The organism is Streptomyces sp. NPDC006487, assembly GCF_042870555.1.
Classification (GTDB): Bacteria; Actinomycetota; Actinomycetes; order Streptomycetales; family Streptomycetaceae; genus Streptomyces.
Genome location: NZ_JBIAHN010000010.1, coordinates 295,276 through 314,877, shown reverse-complemented (window position 1 = coordinate 314,877; position 19,602 = coordinate 295,276). Strand labels below are relative to the sequence as shown.

Genomic DNA, 19,602 nt, shown 5'->3' with positions numbered 1-19,602 from the left:
AGGAGTCCGCCACCTCATGAACACCAGCACCGCGGCCGGCCTCTGGGACCGGCTCACCGGCATACAGGCGGCGCCCGACCAGTGGCTGGTGATCGCGACGGGGCTGGTGGCGCTCGTCGCGGTGGGCCCCCGGCCGGTGTGGAAGCTGTCGCGCAACGCGATCACCATCGCGCACGAGGGCGGCCACGGGCTGCTGGCGCTGCTGACGGGCCGCAGCCTGGACGGGATCCGGCTGCACTCGGACACCAGCGGGGTCACCGTCAGCCGCGGCAAGCCCACCGGCCTCGGCATGGTCCTCACCGCCGCCGCCGGGTACACGGCGCCCTCCCTGCTCGGCCTCGGCGGGGCGGCCCTGCTCTCGGCGCACCGGATCACCCTGCTGCTGTGGGCGGCGACCGCCCTCCTGCTGGCCGTGCTGGTGATGATCCGCAACGCGTACGGGCTGCTGACGGTGGTGGTCACGGGCACCACCTTCGTACTGGTCTCCTGGCTGGCCCCGGCGGACGTGCAGGCGGTCTTCGCGTACGCCGTGGTGTGGTTCCTGCTCCTCGGCGGCGTCCGGCCGGTCTTCGAACTCGGGGCGAAGCGCCGGGGCGGCGGGGCGCCCGACTCCGACGCGGACCAGCTCGGACGGCTCACCCACGTGCACCCGGTGGTGTGGCTCCTGCTCTTCCACGTGGTGGCGCTGTGCTCGCTGATCGGCGGCGGCCGCTGGCTGCTGGCCCTGTGACCGGCCCCCGACCGATCGCCCACCGGCCGCCGCTCACCCCCTGAGCGGCGCCTGCCCGACCGCGGACCGGCCCCGCCCGGCGGGTGTCCGCCCGCCGAGACTCCCCCGGTGATCAAGATCTGCGGCCGTGGGAAGCCACTAAAGTGGTGGCCATGACCGAGACTCCCGCTCTCCCCGCCCTCTGGCCCGCCCCGCTCGCCGACACCGCCGTCCAGGCCACCGTCACCGTGCCCGGGTCCAAATCGGTCACCAACCGCGCCCTCGTGCTCGCCGCGCTCGCCTCCGAGCCGGGCTGGGTCCGCCGCCCGCTGCGTTCGCGCGACTCCCAGCTGATGTCCGACGCGCTGCGCGCGCTGGGCGTCGGCATCGAGGAGACGGTCTCCTCCAGCTCCGCGGGCGAGGGCGACGCCGGAGAGGCCTGGCGGGTCATCCCGGCCGCGCTGCACGGCCCGGCCACGGTCGACGTCGGCAACGCCGGCACGGTCATGCGGTTCCTGCCGCCCGTGGCCACCCTCGCCTCCGGCGACATCCGCTTCGACGGCGACCCGCGCTCCTACGAGCGCCCCCTGGGCCAGGTCATCACGGCGCTGCGCACGCTCGGCGCCCGCATCGACGACGACGGACGCGGGGCACTGCCGCTGACCGTCCAGGGCGGCGGCGCCCTGGAGGGCGGGACCGTCGAGATCGACGCGAGCAACTCCTCGCAGTTCGTCTCCGCACTGCTGCTCTCCGCCCCGCGCTTCAACCAGGGCGTCGAGGTCCGGCACGTGGGCACCAACCTGCCGTCCATGCCGCACATCCGGATGACGGTGGAGATGCTGCGCGCGGCGGGCGCGCAGGTCGACACCCCCGAGGCCGGCGGCGAGAAGAACGTCTGGCGGGTCGCCCCCGGCGCCCTGCTCGGCCGCGACCTGGTCGTGGAACCGGACCTGTCCAACGCGCAGCCGTTCATGGCGGCCGCCCTGATCACCGGCGGCACGGTCACCATCCCGGACTGGCCGCGCCGCACCACGCAGCCCGGTGACGCGCTGCGCCGGATCTTCACGGAGATGGGCGGCTCCTGCGAGCTGACGGACGCGGGCCTGGTGTTCACCGGCACCGGCAAGATCCACGGCATCGACGTGGACCTGCGCGAGGTCGGGGAGCTCACCCCGGGCATCGCTGCGGTCGCGGCACTGGCCGACTCGGAGTCGGTGCTGCGCGGAGTCGCTCACCTGCGGCTGCACGAGACGGACCGGCTGGCGGCGCTCACCAAGGAGATCAACGGGCTGGGCGGCGATGTCACGGAGACCGCGGACGGTCTGCGGATCCGGCCGCGCGCGCTGCACGGCGGCACTTTCCACACGTACGACGACCACCGGATGGCCACGGCCGGCGCGGTGATCGGCCTGGCGGTGGAGGGCGTGCTCATCGAGAACGTGGCGACGACCGCGAAGACCCTGCCGGACTTCCCGAAGATGTGGGCGGACATGCTCGCCCGGGCCGAAGCGGCTCCGGCAGGAGTGGGAGCGTAGGGCCCGTCATGCGCAGGTACGGGAAGCACACCGACGAGGACGACATCCGCCAGCGGCCCAACCCCAAGGGCAACCGGCCGCGTACGACTATCCGCCCCAAGCACGAGGACGCGGCCGAGGGCTTCGTCCTGACCGTGGACCGCGGCCGGCTCACCTGCCTGGTCGAGGACCGTCCGGTGCACGCGATGAAGGCCCGCGAGCTGGGCCGCAAGGCGGCGGTGGTCGGGGACCGGGTCTGGATCGTCGGTGACCTGTCCGGCAAGAAGGACACCCTCGCCCGCATCGTGCGGATCGAGGCGCGCAAGTCCGTCCTGCGGCGGACGGCCGACGACGACGATCCGTACGAGCGCGTCGTCGTCGCCAACGCCGACCAGCTGGCCATCGTGACGGCGCTGGCCGACCCGGAGCCGCGCCCCCGCATGATCGACCGCTGCCTCGTGGCCGCGTACGACGCCGGGCTGGAACCGCTGCTGGTGCTCACGAAGTCCGACCTGACCTCCGCGGACAAGATCCTGGAGATCTACTCGACCTTCGGCCTGAACTACGTGGTCACCAACCGCGAGGAGCTGGCGACGGGCGACGCGGCCGAACGGGTGCGCGAGCGCCTGAACGGCCGGATCACCGCCTTCGTCGGCCACTCGGGCGTCGGCAAGACCACGCTGGTGAACTCGCTGGTCGCCGAGGGCCGCCAGCGCGCGACCGGCGTGGTGAACGCGGTGACCGGTCGCGGCCGGCACACCACCACCTCGGCGCTCGCGCTGCCGCTGCCGGGCGGGGACGGCTGGGTCATCGACACCCCGGGCGTACGGTCCTTCGGCCTGCACCACGTGGACCCGTCCCGGGTCATCCTGGCCTTCCCGGAGCTGGTCCCGGGGACCGAGGGGTGCCCGCGCGCGTGCAGCCACGACGAGCCGGACTGCGCGCTCGACAAGTGGGTGGAGGACGGTCACGCGGATCCGGCGCGGCTGTACTCGCTGCGACGGCTGCTCCAGACGCGGGAGCGCCGCGAGGGCGACTGATCGATGGGCGATCGACCGGCGGGGTTTGCCGTACCCGATGTCTGGTAAATGCATAATCGCACCAAGTGACGCTCGGGCCCGCCCCGTGAACGCGTCACATGACGCGGGGAGGCGTACGCCATGGCGTGGCTGCTGGTCGTGGTCGCCGGGATCCTGGAAACGGGGTTCGCGGTCTGCCTCAAGCTGTCGCACGGCTTCACCCGGCTGTGGCCGACCATCGCCTTCGCGTGCTTCGCCCTCGGCAGCTTCGGCCTGCTGACGCTGGCCCTGAAGAAGCTGGACGTGGGGCCCGCCTATGCGGTGTGGACCGGCATCGGGGCGGCCGGTACCGCAATCTACGGGATGGTCTTCCTCGGGGACCTGGTCTCCACCCTCAAACTCGTCTCGATCTCGCTGGTGATCCTCGGCGTCATCGGGCTCCAGCTCTCGGGCTCGTCGCACTGAGCGGGCCGAGCAGGCCGAGCAGCCCGGCGTGGCCCGGCGGCTCGGCCGGGGCCACCAGGTAGGACAGCGCGAGCCGCACCGCGAGCTCACACCGCTGAGCCCCCTCCTGCGCCCCGAACACGGCGTCGGCCCGCTCCCGGACCCCGCGGATCAGCTCGGCGGGCCCCAGCGCGGGCAGCCCCGGCCGGACCCCGCGGCCGGCCGGGACGGGTAAGTTGCCGTTCCAGCACCCGGTCAGCAGGGCCCGCGCGAGGGGGCGCTCGAGGCCCGCGCGCACGGTCCACTCCACGACCGCCGCCAGCCGCTCTGCCGGGGCGCCCGAGGAGGTCAGGGCCCGGTCCACCCCGTCGAGGTACCAGGCCGCGTCGCGCCGGACCAGGGCGTGGCCCAGGCCCGTCTTGCCGGCGAACTCGTTGTAGAGGGTCTGCCGCGAGACCCCGGCGGCGGCGGCCACGTCGATCATCCGCACGGCCGGCCACGGGCGCGCCGCGAGCGCCGCTCCCGCCGCTTCGAGCAAGGACTCCCGGGCCGTCGGCACCGTCGCCTCCCCTTCGACGCCTCCGGTCGACGTCTCCGCCAGAGTTGACGGACCGGCAGATCCTGTCAAGGGTGCCCGTGCCGCACCGTGGACGCCTTCCGCGTCGCCCCGGCCGCCTCGGTAGGGTTCTGGCATGCCCGAGTATGACGATGACCTGCGCCTTGCCCTCGAACTCGCCGACGCGGCGGACACCGCCACGATGGAGCGGTTCCGCGCCCTCGACCTGAAGGTCGAGACCAAGCCCGACATGACCCCGGTGAGCGAGGCCGACACCGCCACCGAGGAGATCATCCGGGCCGGGATCTCCGCCGCGCGGCCCGCCGACGCCATCCTGGGCGAGGAGTACGGACTCAAGGGCGACGGCCCGCGCCGCTGGGTCGTGGACCCGATCGACGGTACGAAGAACTACGTGCGCGGCGTTCCGGTGTGGGCGACGCTGATCTCGCTCATGGAGGAGCAGGCCGACGGTGCCTTCCGCCCCGTCGTCGGCGTGGTGTCCGCGCCCGCGCTGGGCCGCCGCTGGTGGGCGGCGCGCGGCCGGGGCGCCTTCACGGGCGGCGCGCTCGGCGAGACCACCGCGCTCGGCGTCTCCAAGGTCGCCACCCTCGGCGACGCCTCCTTCGCCTATTCCTCGCTGAGCGGCTGGGAGGAGCAGGGGCGCCTGCCCGGCTTCCTGGACCTGACCCGCGCGTGCTGGCGTACGCGGGGCTACGGCGATTTCTGGCCGTACATGATGGTCGCCGAGGGCTCGCTCGACCTGTGCGCCGAGCCGGAGCTGAACCTGTGGGACATGGCGGCCCTGGCCGTCGTGGTGGAGGAGGCCGGCGGCCGCTTCACCGCTCTGGACGGGGTGGACGGCGTGCACGGCGGCAACGCGGCGGCCTCCAACGGGCTGCTGCACGCGCAGATGCTGGACCTGCTGCGCCCGCGCGGCTGACGCGTAGGGGCCGGGCGCCCGCCTCCGCGGCGGTGGCCGGCGCCCGCGGGCGCCGAAAGCGCCCCTCACGCGCCTCCTTGCTGGCTTCCCCTGTGCGTGGGAATCTGAGACTCCTCCGCTTGTGCGCTTGTGAAGGACTTCTCTAAGTGCGGCCCTTCACGCGCACCTCACCCAAGCGGAGGGACTCACCAGGAGGTGGCTCTCTTCATGCTCGTCCGCGACGCCATGAGCACCGTGATCCTCACCCTCGGCCCCACTCACACCCTGCGGCAGGCGGCCTGCCTGATGTCCGGCCGGCGCGTCGGCGCCGCCGTCGTCCTCGATCCCGAACACAGCGGCATCGGCATCCTGACCGAGCGCGACATCCTCAACTCGATCGGCGCGGGCCACGATCCCGACCGGGAGTCCGTGGGCGCGCACACCACCAACAACGTGGTCTTCTGCACCCCCGACGCCACCGTGCAGGAAGCCGCCGAGGCGATGGCCCACGGCGGCTTCCGTCATCTGATCGTCCTGGAGCAGGGCGGCCCGGTCGGCATCGTGTCCGTACGCGATGTCATCCGCTGCTGGGCCCCGGCGCGGCGCACGGGCACACCCGCCGCCGTGCCCGCGTAGGAACGGCCGACGGGCCGGCGCCCCCTCTCGGGGAGCACCGGCCCGTCGGCCTGCTACGGCAAGGCGTCCATCAGGCGCGGAGGGCCTGGACCGCGGCCTCCAGACGCTTGCCGAAGTCACCGTCCGCCTGGCGGAAGTTGTTGATCGCACGCTCGACGATGTCGTCGCGGGAGACCTTGGCGATGAAGCCGGAGAGGTTCTCGATCAGACGGGCCTTCTCGTCCTCCGAGTACAGGCGGTAGAGGTTGCCCGCCTGGACGAAGTCGTTGTCCTCGGAGTGCGAGGGCGCGGCGTGGTTGCCCGTGCCACCGGTGACGGCGGAGGAGACCCACAGCGGACGGTCCGTCTGGTGCGGGCCGCCGAAGCTGTTCGGCTCGTAGTTCTTCGCACCCGCGTGGCGGCCGTCGTACAGGTAGCCGTCACGGGAGTTGGTGCGCGCCTCGGTGGCGTGCGGGCGGTTCACCGGCAGGTGGTCGGCGTTGATGCCGACGCGGTAGCGGTGGGCGTCGCCGTAGCCGAAGAGACGGCCCTGGAGCATCTTGTCCGGGGACGGACCGATGCCGGGGACGAAGTGCGCCGGGGAGAAGATCGACTGCTCGACCTCGGCGAAGACGTTCTCCGGGTTGCGGTTGAGCTCCAGCTTGCCGATCTCGATCAGCGGGTAGTCCGCGTGCGGCCACACCTTGGTGAGGTCGAACGGGTTGAAGCGGTACTCGGCCGCCTCGGCCGCCGGCATGACCTGGACCTGAACGGTCCAGGACGGGAAGTCGCCGCGCTCGATCGACTCGCGCAGGTCGCGCTGGTGCGAGTCGGGGTCCTCACCGGCGAGCTGGTTGGCCTCGGCCTGGGTGAGGTTCTTGATGCCCTGGTCGGTCTTGAAGTGGTACTTGACCCAGAAGACCTCGCCGGCCTCGTTGTTCCACTGGAACGTGTGCGAGCCGAAGCCGTTCATGTGGCGGTAGGACGCCGGGATGCCGCGGTCACCGAACAGCCAGGTCACCTGGTGGGTGGACTCGGGCGACAGACCCCAGAAGTCCCAGACGTTGTCCGCCTCCTGCGAGCCCGTGTACGGGTCGCGCTTCTGGGTGTGGATGAAGTCGGGGAACTTGATGGCGTCCTTGATGAAGAACACCGGGGTGTTGTTGCCGACGAGGTCGTAGTTGCCCTCTTCGGTGTAGAACTTCAGGGCCCAGCCGCGGGGGTCGCGGACCGCGTCGGCGCTGCCGAGGCTGCCCGCGACGGTGGAGAACCGCAGGAAGGTCTCGGTCTCCTTGCCGACCTCGGACAGGAACTTCGCCCGGGTCCACTGCGAGACGTCACGGGTCAGCGTGAACGTGCCGTACGCACCGGCGCCGCGGGCGTGCACCACGCGCTCCGGGATGCGCTCGCGGTTGAAGTGCGCGAGCTTCTCCAGCAGCAGCTGGTCCTGAACCAGAACGGGGCCGCCGATGCCGGCGGTCTCGCTGTTCTGGTTGTCAGCTACCGGAGCTCCGGCCTCCGTGGTGAGCGGTCCCTGCGTCGTCACTATGCGCCTCCTGCGTAAATTTGCTGCAAACCTGTCCTGCGCCCTAACCTAACCGATCCTATGATGGACTCTGTCTAAGTCAAGCGAGCATCCAAGTTGACACAGATTCGGGAGTTACACCGAATCCCCTCGCTGTTACGCTGGCGTGCATGAGTGACCTGCTGGAACGACTTCGCGGACGCGGATGGCGCATGACCGCACAGCGGCGCGTCGTGGCCGAGGTGCTCGACGGTGACCACGTTCACCTGACGGCCGACGAGGTGCACGCGCGCGCCGTGGACAGGCTGCCGGAGATCTCCCGCGCGACCGTCTACAACACGCTGGGCGAGCTCGTCACCCTCGGCGAGGTCCTGGAAGTTTCCACGGACCGGCGCGCCAAGCGGTACGACCCGAACGCCCACCGCCCCCACCAGCACCTGGTGTGCGCCCAGTGCGGGGCGATCCGCGACGTCCACCCGGCGGGCAACCCGCTGGCCGACCTGCCGGACACGGAGCGCTTCGGCTTCACGGTGTCGGCGGTCGAGGTCACGTACCGCGGCGTGTGCCCGAACTGCGCCGGGGCCTGAAGAGCGACGACACGACGAAGGGCCGGGGCTCACGGAGCCCCGGCCCTTCCTTTTCGCGCATTGCATCCAGAAACGACCGAAGGCCCGGATCCAGAGGATCCGGGCCTTCGAGCCTTCAGTAGCGGGGACAGGATTTGAACCTGCGACCTCTGGGTTATGAGCCCAGCGAGCTACCGAGCTGCTCCACCCCGCGTCGGTAAACCTGACTCTACGTGAACGGGGACGGCAGATGCAAATCAGTTGGCGGGCCCTACGCGGACAGCTCCTCGGCCAGGGCCTCGCGCAGCCGGCCGGCCCGCTCCGAGACCTCCGCCGGGCCCAGCTCCATGGCCCGGACGCACCACTTCTGCCCCTCCGTGAGGTCTCCCTGCCGGGCCGCGAGCAGCCCCAGCCGCAGCGCCGCCCGCCCGTGCCCGGCCACCGCCGCCCGGGTCCACCACAGCGCCGCCTCGGGCTCGTTGCCCTCGCGCGCCAGCAGCAGCCCCAGGTTGAAGGCGCCGTTGCGGGAGCCGGCCTCCGCCGCCTCCCGGTACCACCGCGCGGCGGCCGCCAGCTCGCCCCGCGCGGCGGCCAGCATGCCGACCCGGACCTGGGCACGCCGGTGCCCCAGCTCCGCGGCCCGCTCGTACCACTCCTCGCTCTCGGTGCGCGCGGCTCCGCCCACCGGCTCGCCCAGGGCGACCGGCTCCGGCGGCGGCGCCAGCGACTCCAGCAGCGCCGCCAGCCGGAAGGCGGCCTCCGCGCTGCCGCCGCCGGCCGCGCACCGCAGGTGGCGTTCCGCCGCCCGCTCCTCGCCGTCGCGGACCAGCGCGATGCCGACCTGGAGCGCCGCGTCGGTGTGTCCCGCCGAGGCCGCCCGCTCGTACCACTTCAGGGCCGTGCGGTCCTCGTCCCGGCTGGCGAAGAGGATCCCGAGGTTGAAGGCCGCGTCCACGCTCCCCGCCTCCGCCGCCTTCGAGAACCACGGCTCCGCGCCCTCCGCGTCGCCGCCCTGCAGCAGCAGGATGGCCAGCGCGTTGGCCGCCTCGCGGTGTCCCGCGTACGCGGCGCGCCGGTACCACTGCTCGGCGGGCCCGGTCCGCTCCTGGGCGGCGCAGAGCAGCGCGAGGTTGTACGCCCCGTTCTGGTCGCCCGCGTCCATCGCGGCCCGGTACCACTTCTCGGCCGTCTGGGTCTCGCCGCGCGCGGCGTGCAGGGCGCCGAGCGCGTTGGCCGCGTTGCCGTCGCCGTCCTGTGCGGCGCGCAGCCACCAGGTGGCCGCGTTCTCCTCGTCGCCGGCGTCGCGCAGCAGGAAGCCGAGGGCGCAGGCCGCCCGCGCCTCGCCCTGCTTGGCGGAGGTCAGGTACCAGCGCCCGGCCTCCTTCAGCTCCCCGCGCGCCTCCAGCAGCGCGCCCAGGTGCAGCCCGGCGCGCCGGTGGCCGCGCGCGGCGGCCTGCCGGTACCACTGCTCGGCCTCGGCCGGGTCGCCCTTCCTCAGGTGCCGGGCCAGCCGGTACGCGGCCTCGCGGTGCCCCTGCTCGGCGGCGGCGCGGAACCACCGCTCGACGCCCTTGTCCCCGCGGTGCTCCAGCAGGTCGGCGAGGCCGTAGGCCCCCAGGGCGTGGCCGGATTCCGCCGCCTGGCGCATCCAGTACTCGGCGGCGGGCTCGTCGCCCCGCTCGCGGTAGTAGCGGCCCAGGGCGTGCGCGGCGGGAGCGGATCCGGCCACGGCGGCCACGCGCCACCAGCCGGCGGCCTCCTCGGGGTAGCCGCGCTGGTGCAGCAGCACGCCCAGGTTGTTGGCGGCCGCGCGGTCGCCCTCCCCGGTCGCCCCGCGCAGGTACGGCTCGGCTCCCGCGAGGTCGCCGCGGCGCAGCAGGAGGGCCCCGAGTACGCTCATCGCGCCCGGGTCCCCCTTGTCGGCGGCGACCCGGTGCCGGGCCTCCAGCGCGGCGTCGCCGGCCGCGTCGGTCAGCCCGAAGACCGCGTCGTCGAACAATGCATCGACTGACACGTCTGACACGTCTGACACGTCCGGCGTGGTCGGCGCCGCGGCCGTGGTCCGTACCGGCCGCGTGGTCATCGCGGTCCGCACGTCAACGGCCTGAGCCGCCCCATCGGCCTCCGCATCCGATTCGGAGTCCGCCCTCACAAACCGCCCTGTCTCCAGCAGAGTTGACCTGTCCCCCATAAATCCCATCGTCGCATCACCTGCTACCCGCGTACACCTGGTATGTCGCAGTCAGTGAGGTCACTACAGCGTTTTGTCGACATGCCCACAGAGAGACAAGTCAAACACGCTCACACCCCAACTCACCCACCCCAGTGACCCGCGTCGGCGAAAAACTCGATCGGGCATGACGAAGGCCCGGATCCATCGGATCCGGGCCTTCGTCTTCAGTAGCGGGGACAGGATTTGAACCTGCGACCTCTGGGTTATGAGCCCAGCGAGCTACCGAGCTGCTCCACCCCGCGTCGGTAAACCAACAGTAGCACGACGCGGGGTGGAACCATTACCGCTATCCGCTGGGCGTCGGGGTGGGCGCGGGCGCCGCCACCTTCGCCTCGGCCTCGATCGCTCGCTTCAGCGCGGCCTGCAGGTCGCTCTGGGCCTTTCCGTACGCCGCCCAGTCGCCGGCCTTGAGCGCCTTGTCGGCTTCGTCGACCGCCTTCTGCGCATCCGCGAGGGCCGCCTTGACCGTCGGGTCCTGGCTGGCCGGCGGCGGGGTGGTGGTCCCGTCGCCCGGCGGGGTCGTGGTCCCGTCGCCCGGCGGCGTGGTCGCCGACTCGGCCCCGAACACCACGTTCAGCGCCTTCTCCAGCGTGTCCTCGAAGGCCGTCTGGTCCCCGTAGGTCACCAGGACCTTCTTCAGCAGCGGGTACTTGAGGCCGCCACCGCGCACGTACACCGGCTCGACGTAGAGCATCCCCTTGTCGAGCGGGACCGTGAGCAGGTTGCCGTACTCCACCTGGGAATCGCCCCGGCTCAGGATGTTGATCTCCTGGGCGATTTCCGGCTTGGAGTTGAATCTCGCCTGGACGAGCTTCGGGCCGTCCACCGGGTTCTGGGTGGGCAGCTTCAGCAGCTGGATCTTGCCGTAATCCGCGGTGGTCGGGTCGGCGTTGACCGCCATGAAGGCGCTCAGGTTGTCCCTGCCGTTCGGCGTGAGCGTCGTGGTGAGGGAGAAGGCCTGTTCGGGAGCCTTCTGGCCCGGCATCTTCATGGAGAGGTAGTACGGCGGAACGGCCGTCCCCGCCTTGGTGGTCGGGTCGTCCGGCACCGCCCAGACCTCGCTGCCGCTGAGGAAGGTCTGCGGGTCCGTGACGTGGTAGCGGGTCAGCAGCTCACGCTGGACCTTGAAGAGGTCCTGCGGGTAGCGCAGGTGCTCCATCAGGGTCGGCGAGATCTCCTTCTTGTCCTTCACCGTGCCGGGGAAGGCCTTCATCCACGTCTTGAGGACCGGGTCCTTGGTGTCCCACTGGTACAGCTTCACCGTGCCGTCGTAGGCGTCGACGGTGGCCTTGACCGAGTTCCGGATGTAGTTGACCTGGTTCTCCTGCGCGACCACGGCGCGCTGCGAGTTGGTCAGCGAGTCCGCCGTCGTGTCCCCGAGCTGGGTGCGGGACGCGTAGGGGTAGCCGTTGGTGGTGGTGTAGGCGTCCACGATCCACTGGACGCGGCCGTCGATCACCGCCGGGTACACGGCTCCGTCGATCGTCAGCCACGGGGCGACCGCCTCGACCCGGGCCTTGGGCGTCCGGTTGTAGAGGATCTTCGACTTGTCGTCGATGGCGCCGGAGTAGAGGATCTGCGGCTCGCTGAAGGCCAGGGCGTACGCGGCGCGGTTGACCGGGTTGCCCAGGCTCACCCCGCTGTCGCCCTGGTACGTGGTCTCCTTCTCGCCGGAGTCGTTGGCGTAGTCGAGCTCCTTCTGCGGTCCGCCGACGATCGAGTACTGCTTCGTCTGCTCGCCGTAGTAGATCCGCTGCTCGTACTCCCCGAGGTTGCCCTGCGCGGGCAGGCCCGACTCGGTGAACAGCGGCTCCCCGTTCGAGGTCACCTCGGTGCCCTTGGCCGCGACCACACCGAATCCGTGGGTGTAACGGAAGTGGTCGTTGATCCAGTTGTTCTTCGGGATGCCCGCGAGGTTGATCTCACGGAGCCCGATGACCGTGTCCTGGCCCTTGTACCGGTCGACCGCCAGCGTGGCCGGGAAACCGTAGTAGCCCTTGTTCTGCTGGAGCTGCTGGAAGGCCGGGGACACGATGTTCGGGTCGAGCAGGCGGATGCTCGCCGTGGTGTCGGCGTCCTGGCGGAGCTTCTTCTTGTCCGCCTTGGGGTCCGGCAGGCCCGGGTAGTCCGTGACCGAGGCGTCGGCGACCCCGTAGGCGTCGCGCGTCGCCTTGATGTTCTTCTGGACGTACGGGGATTCCTTGGCCTGCTCGTTCGGCTGGACCTGGAACTTCTGCACGATCGCCGGGTACAGCCCGCCGATCAGGATCGCCGAGAGCACCATCAGGCCGAAGCCGATGACCGGGAGCTGCCAGGTGCGGCGCCACAGCGTCGCGAAGAACAGCACCGCGCAGATCGCGGCGATGGCGACGAGGATCGTCTTGGCCGGCAGGTAGGCGTTGGCGTCGACGTACCGCAGGCCGGTCCAGTTGTCAGCGGCCTTGAAGTCGCTGGACTTCACGGCGAGGCCGTACCGGTCGAGCCAGTACGCGACCGCCTTGAGCGTGACGAAGAGACCGAGCAGCACCGACAGGTGACCGGTCGCCGCGGCGGTGGCCCGCGCACCCGGGCTCGTGACGCGCAGTCCCCCGTAGAGGTAGTGCACGACCGCTGCGGCGATCACCGAGAGCACGACGGCGGCGAAGCCGAAGCCGAGCAGGAAGCGGTACCAGGGCAGGTCGAAGGTGTAGAACGACACGTCCAGGTTGAACTGGGGGTCCTTCGTGCCGAAGGGCACCCCGTTCACGTACATCAGCCAGGTCTTCCACTGGCCCGCCGCCGAAGCACCCGCGATCAGGCCGACCAGCGCGGAGATGCCGAGCAGCAGCCACTTGCGGTACGGCGCGACGGTCATCCGGTAGCGGTCGAGGCTCTGCTGCTCCATCGACATCGCGCTGAGCGGCGGCCGCAGCCGGTGCGCCAGCCAGATGTTCAGCCCGACGGCGCCGGCCATGAGGAGGCCGAAGACGGCGAAGAGGCCGACCTTGGTCCACAGGGTCGTCGTGAAGACGGTGGAGTAGTTGACGGAGCGGAACCAGAGCCAGTCCGTCCAGAAGCCGGCGAACATGATGAACGCCATGGCCAGGACGGCCAGCACGCCCAAGGTCATCAGAAGAGTCCGGGCGCGCCGGGACGGGCGGCCGACTCTCATCCGTGGCCCGGAGGGGCCTCCGCCGCGGTCCGGCATCTGGAAAGCCAAGGTGCGCACCTCGAAAGTCGCTGTGTGTAAGTGATGCGATGAGTTTTCAAAGCATGGGCCCCCGATCGTAGGGCCCACTCATGGAACTTACTGAGGCTTTAGTCAGTTCCCGGTATCCCGGGGAAAGGAGGCAGGATGTTGCCCATGTCCAACCTTTCGCCGTCCCCCGGCACCCCTATGGCGGCAAGCCCGCTGACCCGTGCCGTCCTCGAAATCGACGAGTACGCCTCCACCCTCGGCTGGGACAAGCCCGCCCGGCTCTTCGCCCTGGTCGACACGGGCAAGCTCCGCAAGGAGGCGCCGGGCGTCGCCCGCCAGCTCGGCCTCGACCAGGACGACACGGGCAAGAACCAGCTCACCCCGATCGAGCAGGACGAGGTGCCGGCCGGGACCCCGCTGGACAAGTTCCTGGGAACCATCGCCTGGCCCGCCTCGATCCTCGGCTGCGCGCTGACCGTGGAGCGCCTGATGCTGCCGCCGTCCGCCGAGTCCTCCGTACCGGAGGGGCTCACCGACAAGCAGCTGACCAAGTGGGTCGCCACCCACCCGGAGCGCCAGGAGGTGCGGCTGACCGTGGGCGTCCTGCGCGACGGATCGCGGGAGTCGGCCGTACGGCTGCGGGACAAGGACTCGGCGAACGAGGTGCTGACCGGCGCGACGCTGGTGCCGGGGCTCGCGGAGGCGCTGGCCGCGACCTTCCTCGACTAGCGGGCAGCGCCTCGGCGAGGCTGCCGAAGGACCGCGGCCGCCGAAGGACCGCGGCCGCCGAGGGATGCGGTCAGGGCTTGGCGCACTGCGTCAGCCCGGCCGTGTCCCCCTTGCTGATCTTCTCCAGCGCCTTCACGGCGTCGTCGATGGTGGAGACCTTGACCAGCGTCAGCCCGTCCGGCACGTCGCCCGCGGCGGAGGCGCAGTTCTCGGCGGGCGTCAGGAAGTACTGGGCGCCGGCCTGGCGGGCGCCGATGGTCTTCATCTGGATGCCGCCGATCGGGCCGACCTTGCCCGCGTCGTCGATGGTTCCGGTGCCGGCGATGAACTTGCCGCCGGTGAGGTTCTCCGGGGTGAGCTTGTCGACGATGCCGAGCGCGAACATGAGACCGGCGCTGGGGCCGCCGACGTCGGCGAGCTTGATGTCGATGGTGAACGGGAAGGTGTGGTCGGTGCCGGCCCGGATGCCGACGATCGCGTGCCCGTCGTCCTCCGCCTTGCCCGCGATGATCGTGACCTTCGTCGTGCCGGTGGGCTCGCGGTGCGCCTTCTCGGCCTCGGCCGCCTCGGGGGCGGGCACGATGGTGAACTCGACCGGCTCACCGGGCTTGTGCTTGGTGACCAGCTTGGCCACGTCCTCGGGAGCCTTGACGGGGGTACCGTCCACGGCCTTGATGACGTCCCCGGCGTGCAGCTTGCCCTCGGAGGGGCTGCCCTTGACCACGGAGGCGACGATCACCCGGGCGGCGACCGGGATGCCGAGCTGCTTGAGGGCGGCCACCTTGGCGCTCTCCTGCGACTGGCTGAACTCCTCGGCGTTCTCCTGCGTGGACTCCTGCTCCGTCTTGCCGTCCGGGTACAGGTTCTCGTGCGGTACGACGATGTTGTCGCCCGCCGCCCAGCCGTAGACGGCCTCCAGCAGGTTCATGTCGTAGTCCGCGCCGGTGACGCGGACCGTCGTCATGTTCAGGTGCCCGCTGGTCGGGTACGTCTTGTGCCCCGAGATGTTCAGAACGGGCTCGCCGTGCGAGTCCCCGAGCGTGTTCACGGTCGGGCCCGGACTCATCTCGGAGTACGGGGCCTTCATGAACACTCCCGCGCAGAGCAGCGCGAACAGCATGAGGGTGGAGGCGAGCATCGTCGCAGTGCGGCGTGGCATGGATCGACAGTACGTGACGGCCCTGAAGAGCGGCCCCCGGGGCCGGTCCGTCCGGGGCCTCGCTCCGCGTCAGACGGAGTCGACCGTGTCCTTCTTGCGGTCAGCGTCCGCGGCCGCCTTCGCCGAGCCCGGTTCGTTCTGGCCCATGGCCTCACGGAACCGCGCGTAGCCCGCGAGCTCGGATATGTCACCGGCCGTGCGGTCGCGTGCCGCCCAGCTGCCCCATATCGCCGCTCCGATCGCGGCGAACAGCGGAATCAGCAACCACGCCAAAGACGCCATGGGCGTGTCTCCCTACCCCGAATTACGTGTTGTTGGTGGCTTCAACGCTGCTGCCCGGGAGGGGGTTACGCAAATCGAGGGCGTGTTGCGCGTCCGAACGGGGCAAAACGGGCCCCGGCCCCTGCCTCAGCAGGCGCCGACCCACTCCTCCGTGCCGTCGGCGAAAGTCTGGTGCTTCCAGATCGGGACCTCGTGCTTGAGGTCGTCGATCAGCATCCGGGCGGCCTCGAAGGCCTCGCCGCGGTGCGGGCAGGACACGGCGACGATCACCGCGAGGTCCCCGACGGACAGGTCGCCGATGCGGTGGACGGCGGCGAGGGCGCGAACCGGGTACTTCTCCACGACGCGCTCGGCGACGCGGCGCATCTCCGCCTCGGCCGAGGGGTGGCAGGAGTAGCCGAGCTGGTCGACGTCCGCCCCGCTGTCGTGGTTGCGCACCGTGCCGACGAAGAGCGTCGTACCGCCGGTCGCATCGTCGCCGACGGCCTGGAAGACCTCGTCGATCGAGAGCGGGGTCTCACGGATTTCGAGCAGCCGGATCGGGTCCGGAGCGGCGTGCTCGCCGGGGTGATCGAAGTGCGGTGCCATACCTTCCATCGTGCCTTAGCCACTGACCGGGCGGAATAGCAGTTTCACCAGGGCCCCACCGGCCCCCTTGGGAGCCTCCTACAGAAACCCCCGTTCGCGGGGCAGGCGCAGCCGGCCCCGGCGGAATCCAGCCCCGCCGGCATGTGAGGCGCGGGGGTCCGGGCGCGGCACCCCCGGGAGCGGTGCCGCACCGGAGGCCGCGCCCCGCACCCGCCCCCGGGGTCAGATGCCCCGGCGCCGGCGCGCGGCGCGGATCGCGGCCGCGGCGCCCAGCAGCGCGACCGTCGCACCCGCCGCACCCGCGGCCGTCGCGTCCTTGCGTCCCAGTCGGCGCCCCGCGACGGTGTGCCGCCCCGCGACCTCCTGGAGCAGCTCCGCCAGCACCTCCTCGTTGGTCCAGCGCGGCCGCCACCCCGCCGCGTGCAGCCGGCTGACGCTGACCACCCACGGGTGCATCGTGTAGGCGAGGTCCCCGGCCGGGGACGGGGTGAGGCCGATCCGGTGCAGCCGGGCCGCCGCGCCCAGGGCCACGGCCGACGGGAGCTCCATGCGGCGGATCCCGCTCAGCTCCTCGACCTCCTCCTGCTCCAGCCAGCCCTCGCAGCCGACCGCCAGCTCCCCCTCGACCTTTTCCAGGGCCGCGTACTCCAGTGCGCTGACCAGGTCCTCGACGTGGCAGAACTGCCAGGTCGGGCGGGAGCCCGCCACCACCAGCAGGCGAGGGGACTCGAAGTAGCGGGTCAGCGCGGTGTCCGTGCCGCCGACCAGTACCGCCGGGCGGACCACGGTGACGTTCAGGCCGGGGTGCGCGCGCGGCGCCCGGCGGCCCAGCCGCTCGATCTCCAGCAGGTCGCCGACGCCGGTCGCCTCGGCGGTGGCGCGCAGCTCGGCGTCCTCCGAGAGCGGGATGTCGTTGTCCGGCAGGGCCCCGTAGACCATCGCGGACGTGGAGAGCACGACCCGGTGCACTCCGGCCGCCGCGGCGGCGGTGAGCACGGTCTGGGTCCCCCGCACGTTGTACGCCGTACGGGCCGCCGGGTCCGTCTCCAGGTCGAGGTCGAGGGCGAGGTGCACCACGACGTCCGCGCCGCGCAGTTTCTCCGCGATCGCGGGGTCCCGTACGTCCAGGAGGTGCCACTGCGCGTCGGTGCAGTCCCCTCGCCGCTCGTCGATCGCGACGACCTGCTTGACCTCCTCGGACGCGGCCAGCCTGGTCACCAGAGCCGCCCCGACCCCCGCGGCGGCGCCGGTCACGGCGATCACGGGGCCTCGGCGCGCGGAACCGCCCGGGTTTCGCGTCCGGCGAACGCCGTGGGCGTCCTCGCCGTGCTCAGGGCGGTTTTCCGGTCCCTGCTCGTCCAAAGCGTGCGGATCTGGGGAACTCACCAGGCGTCTCCAGCGGTTGTCTTCAGTAGGGACGCGCCGTGACGCGGACCCACCAGTCGATGTCCATCCTGCCGCAGCCCAGGAGCCGGCGGAGCACCGAGCCCGGAAGCGGGTCTGGTGTCTACGCTGGGTGGTGTTGTCGACCCATTGCCCGCCGGCTCCCGCCGGCGGCCCTACGAGCCGAGGAAACCCGTGAGCGACACCCCATTCGGATTCGGCCTTCCGCCCGAGGAGCCGGACAACGGCGACGAGGGCAAGAAGAAGGGCAACCAGGGCGGTCAGAGCGGCCCGAATCCGTTCGGATTCGGCACGGGCCTGCCCGGCGGCTCCGGCCTGCCCGGCGGCTCCGGCGGTCCGGGGGACGCCGACAACCCCTTCGCCGCGATGTTCGGCTCCATGAACCCGAACGACCTCGGCGCCGCCTTCCAGCAGCTCGGCCAGATGCTGAGCTACGAGGGCGGTCCGGTCAACTGGGACATGGCCAAGGACATCGCCCGCCAGACCGTGGCCCAGGGCACCTCGGACGGGGTCAAGGACGCCAGTGTGGGCATCGCCGAGAAGTCGGCGGTCGAGGAGGCCGTGCGCCTCGCCGACCACTGGCTCGATGACGTCACCTCGCTGCCTTCGGGCGCCGCCACCGCCGTGGCGTGGAGCCGCGCCGAATGGGTCGAGGCGACCCTGCCGGTGTGGAAGGAGCTCGTGGACCCGGTCGCCGAGCGCGTCGGCGCGGCCATGGGCGGCGTCCTGCCCGAGGAGATGCAGGCCATGGCGGGCCCGCTGCTCGGCATGATGCGCTCCATGGGCGGGGCCATGTTCGGCCAGCAGATCGGCCAGGCCGTGGGCACCCTCGCGGGCGAGGTCGTCGGCTCGACCGACATCGGGCTCCCGCTGGGCCCGGCCGGCAAGGCCGCCCTGCTGCCGCTGAACATCGAGAGCTTCGGCAAGGACCTGGGCGTCTCCTCCGACGAGGTACGGCTGTACCTGGCCCTGCGCGAGGCCGCCCACGCGCGGCTCTTCGCGCACGTGCCGTGGCTGCGCTCGCACCTCTTCGGCGCCGTCGAGGGGTACGCGCGGGGCATCAAGGTCGACACCTCGAAGCTGGAGGACGTGGTCGGCCAGCTCGACCCGTCGAACCCGGAGCAGCTCCAGGAAGCCCTCCAGGGCGGCATGTTCCAGCCGCAGGACACCCCCGAGCAGAAGGCCGCGCTGGCCCGTCTGGAGACGGCGCTCGCGCTGGTCGAGGGCTGGGTGGACGCGGTCGTCCACGAGGCCGCCAAGCCCCGGCTGACCTCGGCCGACGCCATGCGCGAGACCATGCGCCGGCGGCGCGCCTCGGGCGGCCCGGCGGAGCAGACCTTCGCCACGCTGATCGGGCTGGAGCTGCGGCCGCGCCGGCTGCGCGACGCGTCCCGGCTGTGGGCCTCGCTCACCGACGCGCGCGGCGTGGACGGGCGCGACGGGCTGTGGGAGCACCCGGACATGCTGCCGACCGCTTCCGACCTGGACGACCCGGACGGGTTCGTGCACCGCGAGCAGCTCGACTTCTCCGAGATCGACAAGATGCTGGGCGAGGCCGCCCAGAAGCGCGAGCAGGACGGCGACGACACCAAGTGACCCTGTACGACGACGCGGTCCTCGTCCTCAAGGGCTACCAGGGCCAGCCCGAACTGCGCGAGGTCTACCTGGAGCACCTGGCAGCCCATCCCGACGGGGTCTACAAGCCCTGCGAGGCGGGCCACATCACCGGCAGCGCGCTGGTGATCGACCCGGAGCGCGAGCGCGTCCTGCTGACCCTGCACAAGAAGCTGGGCATGTGGCTCCAGATGGGCGGGCACTGCGAGCCGGGTGACGCCACCCTCGCCGACGCGGCCATGCGCGAGGCCCACGAGGAGTCCGGGATCACCGCCGGGCTGACCCTGGTGCCCGGCGGACCGGTGCGCCTGGACCGGCACCCGATCCCGGCTCCGTGCAACTGGCACCTGGACGTGCAGTACGCGGTGCTGGCGCCCGCCGGGGCCCTCGAAGCGATCAGCGACGAGTCGCTGGACCTGCGCTGGTTCCCGTACGCGCAGGTGGCGGAGGTGGCCGACACCTCGGTGGTGCGGCTGCTGGAGGCGACCCTGGCACGGCTCTGAGCCGGCGGGAACAGCGGGAACGGGAGGAAGGGGCGGCCCCGCCGA

18 protein-coding genes and 2 tRNA genes are annotated in these 19,602 nt (G+C 71.6%); 10 read left to right on the top strand and 10 right to left on the bottom strand.

The window, feature by feature from the left end:
- The first annotated feature begins 16 nt into the window (after window positions 1–16).
- The 4 genes from ACFYM0_RS19695 (at window position 17) to ACFYM0_RS19680 (ending at window position 3,707) form a co-directional block, all read left to right on the top strand.
- The gene (locus ACFYM0_RS19695) at window positions 17–730 is read left to right on the top strand and encodes a M50 family metallopeptidase (protein ID WP_388502933.1); all 714 of its coding nucleotides are present in this window, start codon (window positions 17–19) and stop codon (window positions 728–730) included.
- A gap of 152 nt (window positions 731–882) precedes the next feature.
- The gene (gene aroA / locus ACFYM0_RS19690; RefSeq protein ID WP_388502931.1) at window positions 883–2,244 is read left to right on the top strand and encodes a 3-phosphoshikimate 1-carboxyvinyltransferase; all 1,362 of its coding nucleotides are present in this window, start codon (window positions 883–885) and stop codon (window positions 2,242–2,244) included.
- Window positions 2,245–2,252: 8 nt separating this feature from the next.
- Complete coding sequence (gene rsgA, locus ACFYM0_RS19685; protein WP_250750325.1) at window positions 2,253–3,263, top strand: ribosome small subunit-dependent GTPase A; 1,011 nt, start codon at window positions 2,253–2,255, stop codon at window positions 3,261–3,263.
- A gap of 120 nt (window positions 3,264–3,383) precedes the next feature.
- Entirely contained in the window at window positions 3,384–3,707 is a 324-nt protein-coding gene (locus tag ACFYM0_RS19680; RefSeq protein WP_112447780.1) for a multidrug efflux SMR transporter, read from the top strand.
- Here ACFYM0_RS19680 and ACFYM0_RS19675 read toward each other — a convergent pair.
- Window positions 3,673–4,245, bottom strand: coding sequence for a TetR/AcrR family transcriptional regulator (locus tag ACFYM0_RS19675; protein WP_388502927.1), 573 nt, complete (start codon window positions 4,243–4,245; stop codon window positions 3,673–3,675). The two genes, ACFYM0_RS19680 and ACFYM0_RS19675, sit on opposite strands and share 35 nt — an antisense overlap.
- Window positions 4,246–4,378: 133 nt before the next feature.
- Here ACFYM0_RS19675 and hisN point away from each other — a divergent pair, with 133 nt between their 5' ends.
- Complete coding sequence (hisN, locus tag ACFYM0_RS19670; protein ID WP_388502924.1) at window positions 4,379–5,182, top strand: histidinol-phosphatase; 804 nt, start codon at window positions 4,379–4,381, stop codon at window positions 5,180–5,182.
- Window positions 5,183–5,389: 207 nt separating this feature from the next.
- A complete protein-coding gene (locus ACFYM0_RS19665; RefSeq protein WP_327257662.1) occupies window positions 5,390–5,797 on the top strand; it encodes a CBS domain-containing protein in 408 nt (135 codons plus the stop codon).
- A 70-nt stretch (window positions 5,798–5,867) separates the two neighbouring features.
- Here ACFYM0_RS19665 and ACFYM0_RS19660 read toward each other — a convergent pair whose 3' ends face one another.
- Window positions 5,868–7,322: a catalase gene (locus ACFYM0_RS19660; protein ID WP_388502921.1), complete on the bottom strand. Its 1,455-nt coding sequence runs from the start codon at window positions 7,320–7,322 to the stop codon at window positions 5,868–5,870.
- 149 nt (window positions 7,323–7,471) lie between these two features.
- Here ACFYM0_RS19660 and ACFYM0_RS19655 point away from each other — a divergent pair, with 149 nt between their 5' ends.
- A complete protein-coding gene (locus ACFYM0_RS19655; protein ID WP_327254864.1) occupies window positions 7,472–7,888 on the top strand; it encodes a Fur family transcriptional regulator in 417 nt (138 codons plus the stop codon).
- A 119-nt stretch (window positions 7,889–8,007) separates the two neighbouring features.
- On the opposite strand, the gene ACFYM0_RS19650 is transcribed toward ACFYM0_RS19655, so the two are convergent.
- The 4 genes from ACFYM0_RS19650 to ACFYM0_RS19635 all read right to left on the bottom strand — a co-directional run bounded on the left by ACFYM0_RS19650 (window position 8,008) and on the right by ACFYM0_RS19635 (window position 13,308).
- A tRNA-Met gene (locus ACFYM0_RS19650) sits at window positions 8,008–8,081 on the bottom strand.
- A 57-nt stretch (window positions 8,082–8,138) separates the two neighbouring features.
- Window positions 8,139–10,067, bottom strand: coding sequence for a tetratricopeptide repeat protein (locus ACFYM0_RS19645; protein WP_327254863.1), 1,929 nt, complete (start codon window positions 10,065–10,067; stop codon window positions 8,139–8,141).
- A 201-nt stretch (window positions 10,068–10,268) separates the two neighbouring features.
- Window positions 10,269–10,342, bottom strand: a tRNA-Met gene (locus ACFYM0_RS19640).
- A 44-nt stretch (window positions 10,343–10,386) separates the two neighbouring features.
- Entirely contained in the window at window positions 10,387–13,308 is a 2,922-nt protein-coding gene (locus ACFYM0_RS19635) for a UPF0182 family protein (RefSeq protein WP_388502918.1), read from the bottom strand.
- A 126-nt stretch (window positions 13,309–13,434) separates the two neighbouring features.
- On the opposite strand from ACFYM0_RS19635, the gene ACFYM0_RS19630 reads away from it, so the two are divergent.
- Window positions 13,435–14,007: a PPA1309 family protein gene (locus ACFYM0_RS19630; RefSeq protein ID WP_388502915.1), complete on the top strand. Its 573-nt coding sequence runs from the start codon at window positions 13,435–13,437 to the stop codon at window positions 14,005–14,007.
- A gap of 70 nt (window positions 14,008–14,077) precedes the next feature.
- On the opposite strand, the gene ACFYM0_RS19625 is transcribed toward ACFYM0_RS19630, so the two are convergent.
- The 4 genes from ACFYM0_RS19625 to ACFYM0_RS19610 form a co-directional block, all read right to left on the bottom strand.
- Window positions 14,078–15,166 carry a PDZ domain-containing protein gene (locus tag ACFYM0_RS19625; RefSeq protein WP_388502913.1) on the bottom strand — a complete coding sequence of 363 codons (1,089 nt, stop codon included), beginning with the start codon at window positions 15,164–15,166 and terminating at the stop codon, window positions 14,078–14,080.
- A 69-nt stretch (window positions 15,167–15,235) separates the two neighbouring features.
- Window positions 15,236–15,448, bottom strand: a complete 213-nt coding sequence (locus tag ACFYM0_RS19620; RefSeq protein ID WP_388502910.1) for a hypothetical protein — start codon at window positions 15,446–15,448, stop codon at window positions 15,236–15,238.
- A 126-nt stretch (window positions 15,449–15,574) separates the two neighbouring features.
- A complete protein-coding gene (locus ACFYM0_RS19615) occupies window positions 15,575–16,036 on the bottom strand; it encodes a molybdenum cofactor biosynthesis protein MoaE (protein WP_388502907.1) in 462 nt (153 codons plus the stop codon).
- A 222-nt stretch (window positions 16,037–16,258) separates the two neighbouring features.
- A complete protein-coding gene (locus tag ACFYM0_RS19610) occupies window positions 16,259–17,422 on the bottom strand; it encodes an SDR family oxidoreductase (RefSeq protein WP_388502904.1) in 1,164 nt (387 codons plus the stop codon).
- 192 nt (window positions 17,423–17,614) lie between these two features.
- Here ACFYM0_RS19610 and ACFYM0_RS19605 point away from each other — a divergent pair, with 192 nt between their 5' ends.
- Window positions 17,615–19,036, top strand: coding sequence for a zinc-dependent metalloprotease (locus ACFYM0_RS19605; RefSeq protein WP_388502902.1), 1,422 nt, complete (start codon window positions 17,615–17,617; stop codon window positions 19,034–19,036).
- Window positions 19,033–19,557: an NUDIX hydrolase gene (locus ACFYM0_RS19600; RefSeq protein ID WP_388502899.1), complete on the top strand. Its 525-nt coding sequence runs from the start codon at window positions 19,033–19,035 to the stop codon at window positions 19,555–19,557. The genes ACFYM0_RS19605 and ACFYM0_RS19600 overlap by 4 nt, the downstream gene beginning before the upstream one ends.
- The last annotated feature ends 45 nt before the right edge of the window (window positions 19,558–19,602 follow it).